The sequence below is a fragment of the Streptomyces specialis genome (assembly GCF_001493375.1).
Lineage (GTDB): Bacteria > Actinomycetota > Actinomycetes > Streptomycetales > Streptomycetaceae > Streptomyces > Streptomyces specialis.
This window is the reverse complement of record NZ_LN929782.1, coordinates 1-6,299: the sequence shown is the minus strand read 5'-3', so window position 1 is coordinate 6,299 and position 6,299 is coordinate 1. Positions and strand designations below refer to the sequence as shown.

Genomic DNA, 6,299 nt, shown 5'->3' with positions numbered 1-6,299 from the left:
TTGCTTTTCACTTATCCCTGTCCCACCACTCCTCCTCCTCTCCTCTGTCTCGTCAGCGTCAGCTGTGTGTAAGAGACCGCCCCCGTACGCCCCGGTCGGCCGGCTGGGTCCAGACGGCCGTCCAGCCGCTGCTGCACGCGGTGACCGGGCTGCGCTGGGTGGTCGCGATCGCCCTGGCCGGGAACCTGCTGGCGATGTGGGGGTTCGCCTACGAGCTGCCGACGCTGTCGTGGTGGGTGGTGGCCCCGGCGTCCCTGGCGCTGTTCACGCTGCCGGGCCGGGTGGTCCTGGCCGGGGCGGGCGCGCGGCTGCTGTGCGCGGGACTGCGGCCGGGCGCGTACCGGCGCGGCGGCGGCCCGCACCTGCGGCTGTGGGCGGCGGAGCGGTACGTCAAGGCCGTCAACGTCCGCCCGGCGACCGGCACCCCGTTCGCCGCCTGGTACGCGCGGCTCCTGGGCTGCCGCGTCGGCCGGCGCGTCCATCTGCACGCGCTGCCGCCGGTCACCGGGCTGGCGACGTTCGGCGACGGCTGCGCGGTCGAGCCGGACGCCGACGTCGCCGGGTGGTGGCTGGACGGCGACGTCCTGCGCGTCGGCGCGGTGCGGATCGGCCCCGCCTCCCGCGTCGGCGAGCGGGCCACCCTGCTGCCCGGCGCCAGGATCGGCGCCGACGCCGAGGTGCTGCCCGGCAGTTGCGTGGCCGGTCCGGTACCGGACGGGGAGTGCTGGGGCGGATCCCCCGCCGTCCGGCGGCAGCCCGAGACCTGGCCGGTCGAACGGTCCCCCCGGCGCGGCTCGACCCTCCTGTGGGCGCTGGCCCGGCTGCTGACGCCCGCGCTGCGCGCGATGCTGCTGTGGCTGGCCGTGGTGCCGGTCGTGGTGCTGGTGCTGACCGCGACCTCCGACGGCCTGGCGTCCCGGCTGCTGGTCTACACCCCGGCCGTGGTGGTGCTGGGCATGGCCTGCCACGCGGCGCTGCTGGTGGTCGCCGTCCGGCTGCTCGGGCTCGCGCTGCGGCCGGGCACCCATCCGGTGGACAGCCTGACCGGCTGGGCCGCCTGGCTGACGCACGACCTCGCCGACATGGCGCGCAGGACGCTGTTCCCGCTGTACGCCAGCCTGTTCACGCCCGTGTGGCTGCGGCTGCTGGGGGCCCGGGTCGGCCGTTCCGTCGAGTTGTCGACCGTGGTGGCCCTGCCCCGGATGCTCCGGGTCGCCGACGGGGCGTTCCTCGCCGATCAGGTGGTGGCCGCGCCCTACGAGATGCGCGGCGGGTGGCTGCGGATCGGCCGGGCGCGCGTCGGCGAGCGGGCGTTCGTCGGCAACTCGGGCCTGGTCGGGCCCGAACGGGCGGTGGGCGACGGCGCGTTGATCGGCGTGCTGTCCGACACCCCGCCCGAGGTGCCCGCCGGCTCGTCCCGGCTGGGCAATCCGCCGATGAGGCTGCGGCGCCTGCCCGAACCGGGCGATCCCGCCCGCACGTTCGCGCCCGCCCGGTCGCTGCGCGCGGCGCGCGCCGGGGTGGAGCTGTGCCGGGTCGTGCCGCTGCTGATCGCCGGGGCCCTGCGGGTGGCCGTGACCTACGCGCTGCTGTACGCCTGGTACAGCGGCGGCGCGTGGCTGGCGGTGCTGCTGTGCGGGCCGGTGCTGTGCGCGGCGGGAGTCGTCGCGGCGGCGGTGGCGACGGCGGCGAAGTGGGTGCTGATGGGCCGGTTCCGGCCGGGCCGCCACCCGCTGTGGAGCGCGTTCGTGTGGCGCAACGAGCTGTACGACTCGTTCGTCGAGGTGCTGGCCGTGCCGTGGCTGCTGCAACCCGCGACCGGCTCCCCGGTGTTGTCGTGGTGGCTGCGGTCCGTGGGCGCGCGGCTGGGGCGCGGCGTGTGGTGCGAGACGCACTGGCTGCCGGAGCCCGACCTGATCACCGTGGCGGCCGGAGCGAGCGTGAACCGGGGCTGCGTGCTCCAGACGCACCTGTTCCACGACCGGGTCATGCGGCTGGAGCCGGTGCGGCTGGACACCGGCGCGGTGCTCGGCCCGCACAGCATCGCGCTGCCCGGCAGCCGGATCGGCGCGTCCTCGACGGTGGGCGCCGCCTCGCTGGTGATGGCGGCCGAACGGGTCCCGGCCGGTGGCCGCTGGCAGGGCAACCCGATCCGTCCCGCGTCACGCTGACGCCGACGCGGGCCGGTGGGGCGTCAGTCGGTCGCGGCCGGGACGGAGACCGCCATGGTCATCTCCACCGGCTCGGCGCCGTCGTTGCGGTAGCCGTGCGGCACGTGCGTGGCGAAGGAGGCCGACGTCCCGGCGGGCACCAGGTGGTCGGACCCGTCCACGGTGAGGGTGAGGACCCCCGCGCGGATGTGGACCAGCTCCGCGGTGCCCGCCGGGTGCGGGTCGGAGACGTGGCCCTCGCCCGGCATCAGCCGCCAGTGCCACAGCTCCAGCGGGCCCGGCGCCTCGGTCCCGGCCAGGAGCGTGCTGTGGCTGCCGGCCTCGGTGGACCAGAGCCGGACGGCCTGCTCGGCGGGGACGAGCCGGACGACGGGGGTCCGCTCGTAGTCGAGGAGGGTGGTGATGGAGACGCCGAGGGCGTCACCGACCTTCACGACCGTGCCCACGCTCGGGTTGGTCCTGGCCTGTTCGATCTGGATGAGCATCCCCCGGCTGATCCCGGCGCGGGCCGCGAGGGCGTCCAGGGTCAGGCCGCGCTCGGTGCGCAGCCGCCGCAGGTTGCGGGCGAGCGACTGGGTGAGCTGGTCGAGGTCGGTCACAAGCGCCTTCCCACGCACACAAACGGGCAGCGTTCATTATTTTGTATGCTGGCGTCCATCCCGATGAACTACACTCGGCTGGACACCCACGTTCACGCCACTGTACTGCGAGGAGTCACGATGGTTGCCCTGGCCCTGGCCACCAGCCTGCTCTGGGGCTTGGCCGACTTCGGCGGCGGGCTGCTGACCAGGCGCATCCCGGCCCTGACCGTCGTCGTGGTCTCGCAGGCGCTGGCCGCCGTCGTCCTGGGCGCCGTCGTCCTGGCCACCGGCGCGTGGAGTGCGGCGGACGAACGGCTCTGGTTCGCGGTGGCGGCCGGACTCATCGGCCCGCTGGCGATGCTCTTCTTCTACCGGGCGCTCGCCCTCGGCCCGATGGGCGTGGTCTCGCCGATGGTCGCCACGGCGGTCGCGGTGCCGGTCGGCGTGGCGCTGCTGATGGGCGAGCGCCCGGGGCCGGTGCAGTACGCGGGCATCGGGATCGCGTTCACCGGCGTGGTGCTGGCCGGTGGCGCGCGGCGGGGCGGCGGCGCGGTGCAGCGGCGCACCCTGGTCTACACGCTGGTCGCCGCGTTCGGCTTCGGCGCGGTGCTCGCGCTGATCGCCGAGGCGGCCACGACCGTCACCGGGCTGTTCCTCGCGCTGTTCACGCAGCGCCTGTGCAACGTGCTGACCGGCGGCGCCGCCCTGGTGGCCTTCGCCCGGCGCGGCGCCCCGCTGCTGCCGGACGGCGGCCGGGCGGCCGTGACCCGGGCGCTGCCCTCCCTGACCTTCGTCGGCCTGGCCGACGTGGCGGCCAACGCCACCTACGCGCTGGCCGCCCGGATGGGCCCGGTGACCGTCGCCGCCGTCCTCGCCTCGCTCTACCCGGTCGTCACGGCACTGGCCGCGCGCGGTGTGCTCCGCGAACGCCTGCGGGCCACCCAGGCGGTCGGCGCGGGCCTGGCGATGGCCGGCACGCTGCTCCTCGCCTCGGGCTGAGCGCGCCCCGCCGGCCGCGCTGGGCCCGCCGGGGGACAGTTCGCCCCGGATGGCCGGAGAAAGCCCGACTCGGCTGGTTTCGGGCGGGCGCACCGGGTAGGCGTGGTGCCTGGGCCATCCGCGACGCCAGGAGGAAGTCAGGGCCATGACCGACGTTTCGAGCAAGGGACCCGCGCCCGGCGACGACCGCAAGCCGCTGACCAACCGGCAGGGCCATCCCGTCTTCGACAACCAGAACCAGCGCACGGTCGGCGCCCGCGGCCCCGCCACGCTGGAGAACTACCAGTTCCTGGAGAAGATCAGCCACTTCGACCGCGAACGCGTCCCCGAGCGGGTCGTCCACGCCCGCGGCGTCACCGCCTACGGGTACTTCGAGGCGTACGGTGCCTGGGGCGACGAGCCGATCGGCCGATACACCCGCGCCAAGCTGTTCCAGGAGCGCGGCAAGCGCACCGACGTCGCGGTGCGCTTCTCCACCGTCATCGGCGGCCGGGACTCCTCCGAGGCCGCCCGCGACCCGCGCGGCTTCGCCGTGAAGTTCTACACCGAGGACGGCAACTGGGACCTCGTCGGCAACAACCTCGGGGTCTTCTTCATCCGCGACGCCATCAAGTTCCCCGACGTCATCCACGCCCTCAAGCCCGACCCCGTCTCCCACGAGCAGAAGCCCGCCCGGATCTTCGACTTCATGTCGCAGACCCCCGAGAGCATGCACATGCTCGTCAACCTCTTCAGCCCGCGCGGCATCCCGGCCGACTACCGCCACATGCAGGGCTTCGGCGTCAACACCTACAAGTGGGCCAACGCCGACGGCAGGACCGTGCTGGTCAAGTACCACTGGATGCCCAAGCAGGGCGTCCGCTCGATGACCGAGGAGGACGCCGCCAACGTCCAGGCCGGCGAGCTGGGCCACGCCACCAAGGACCTGTACGACGCGATCCGCCGCGGCGACCACCCCGAGTGGGAGCTGCTGGTGCAGATCATGGACGACCACGACCACCCCGAGCTGGACTTCGACCCGCTGGACGACACCAAGGTCTGGCCCGAGCAGGAGTTCCCGCCCCGCCCGGTCGGCCGCATGGTGCTGGACCGCACCGTGGACAACTACTTCGCCGAGAACGAGCAGATCGCGTTCGGCACCGGCGTCCTGGTCGACGGCCTGGACTTCTCCGACGACAAGATGCTGGTCGGCCGCACCTTCTCCTACAGCGACACCCAGCGCTACCGTGTCGGCCCCAACTACCTCCAGCTCCCGGTGAACCAGGCCAAGAACGCCGAGGTCCGCACCAACCAGCGCGACGGCCTGATGACGTACGCCGTGGACGAGGGGGGCGAGAACCCCGAGGTCAACTACGAGCCGTCGATCACCGGCGGACTGCGCGAGGCCCAGTACCCCACCACCGACGACCAGGGCCCCGAGATCCGCGGCCGGCTCACCCGCAAGCGCATCCCCCGCACCAACGACTACCTCCAGGCCGGCCAGCGCTACCTCCTGATGGAGGAGTGGGAACGCGACGACCTGGTGAAGAACTTCACCGCCCTGATCTCCCAGTGCGACCGGCGCGTGCAGGAGCGCATGGTCTGGCACTTCCTGCTCGTGGAGAACGACCTCGGCCTGCGCGTCGGCGCCGGGCTCGGCATCGGCCCGGAGGACGTCGCCCACCTGGAGCCGCTGGCCTCCCAGGACCTCACCGACGAGGACCGGCGGCGCCTGGGGAACCTCGGCAAGAACCCGCCGCGCGACGTCACCGGCCTGACCATGACGCACTGCGTCCCCGACGCGCGTCACGTGGTGACCCGGTAGGGCGCGAACCGGGCGGAGGCCGTCAGTCGTTGGGCCGCAGCGTCCACACGACGGTCATCTCGCCGGTCACCGCGCCGTCCTCGCGCCGGATCGCGACGTCGATGCCGAACTCCGGGCGCCCGCCCGCGTCCAGTTCGGCGATGACGTCCGCGGCCGGCCGGCCGAGGGTCGCGGTGGCGGTGACCGGCCCCTTCGCCAGCTTCCTGAAGTGGATCTCGGCGGTCACGGGCAGCGGCACGGCCCGCGAGAAGTGCTCTCCGAAGGCGGCCAGCACGACCGCGCCGCTGGCCGACTCGGCCAGCGTGAACATCGCGCCGGCGTGCGGGCCGCCGACGTGGTTGTGGTACTCGGGCTGGTCGGGGAGACGCAGGACGGCGCGGTCGGCGCCGGTCTCCAGATACTCCAGGTGCAGCGTGCGGACCATGGGCACGGTGGCGGTCAGCAGGTCGGCCACGGTTGTCTTGCGATCGGTCATGGCCACACGTTACCAGCGGGTAATCAACGCGTGGAGAGCCCCGACGTAGCAGGTCGGTAGCGATTCCGGGGGCGGGCGTGCCCTCCGGCCGGGCACGCCCTGGCTCTTATAAACATCTGACGCCGCCTACCAAAGCCTTCCAAGCGGACACGGGGGGCGCCCGACTATTAAAAAAAAAAAAAACGTAGTGAATGTGAGTGCATCACACAGACCTGATTCGGATGTTGAGATGCTCTCAACTATAACTCCAACCCAATAGAGAGATCATG

Annotated in this window: 5 protein-coding genes; 3 read left to right on the top strand and 2 right to left on the bottom strand. The window is 73.0% G+C overall.

Annotated elements, in window-relative coordinates; translation table 11 throughout:
- On the top strand, positions 1 to 2,171 hold a 2,171-nt coding region (locus BN2279_RS06915), incomplete at its 5' end, for a Pls/PosA family non-ribosomal peptide synthetase (RefSeq protein ID WP_324612824.1).
- A 23-nt stretch (positions 2,172 to 2,194) separates the two neighbouring features.
- Here BN2279_RS06915 and BN2279_RS06910 read toward each other — a convergent pair.
- Positions 2,195 to 2,770 (bottom strand): helix-turn-helix domain-containing protein, encoded by a 576-nt coding sequence (locus BN2279_RS06910; protein ID WP_059007534.1) that lies wholly within the window; start codon positions 2,768 to 2,770, stop codon positions 2,195 to 2,197.
- A 120-nt stretch (positions 2,771 to 2,890) separates the two neighbouring features.
- On the opposite strand from BN2279_RS06910, the gene BN2279_RS06905 reads away from it, so the two are divergent.
- Both BN2279_RS06905 and BN2279_RS06900 read left to right on the top strand, forming a co-directional pair.
- On the top strand, positions 2,891 to 3,751 hold the full coding sequence (locus tag BN2279_RS06905) for a DMT family transporter (protein ID WP_059007533.1): 861 nt from the start codon (positions 2,891 to 2,893) through the stop codon (positions 3,749 to 3,751).
- Positions 3,752 to 3,896: 145 nt separating this feature from the next.
- On the top strand, positions 3,897 to 5,555 hold the full coding sequence (locus BN2279_RS06900) for a catalase (RefSeq protein WP_059007531.1): 1,659 nt from the start codon (positions 3,897 to 3,899) through the stop codon (positions 5,553 to 5,555).
- Between the two features lie 22 nt (positions 5,556 to 5,577).
- Here the strand turns inward: BN2279_RS06900 and BN2279_RS06895 are convergent, their stop codons facing one another.
- Positions 5,578 to 6,030: a DUF4442 domain-containing protein gene (locus BN2279_RS06895; protein WP_059007528.1), complete on the bottom strand. Its 453-nt coding sequence runs from the start codon at positions 6,028 to 6,030 to the stop codon at positions 5,578 to 5,580.
- Between the last annotated feature and the right edge of the window lie 269 nt (positions 6,031 to 6,299).

Bases quoted from the DNA above. Each gene is read 5' to 3' on its own strand.
- BN2279_RS06905 (WP_059007533.1), top strand. From the start codon at position 2,891: ATGGTTGCCCTGGCCCTGGCCACCAGCCTGCTCTGGGGCTTGGCCGAC.
- BN2279_RS06900 (WP_059007531.1), top strand. From the start codon at position 3,897: ATGACCGACGTTTCGAGCAAGGGACCCGCGCCCGGCGACGACCGCAAG.
- BN2279_RS06895 (WP_059007528.1), bottom strand. From the start codon at position 6,030: ATGACCGATCGCAAGACAACCGTGGCCGACCTGCTGACCGCCACCGTG.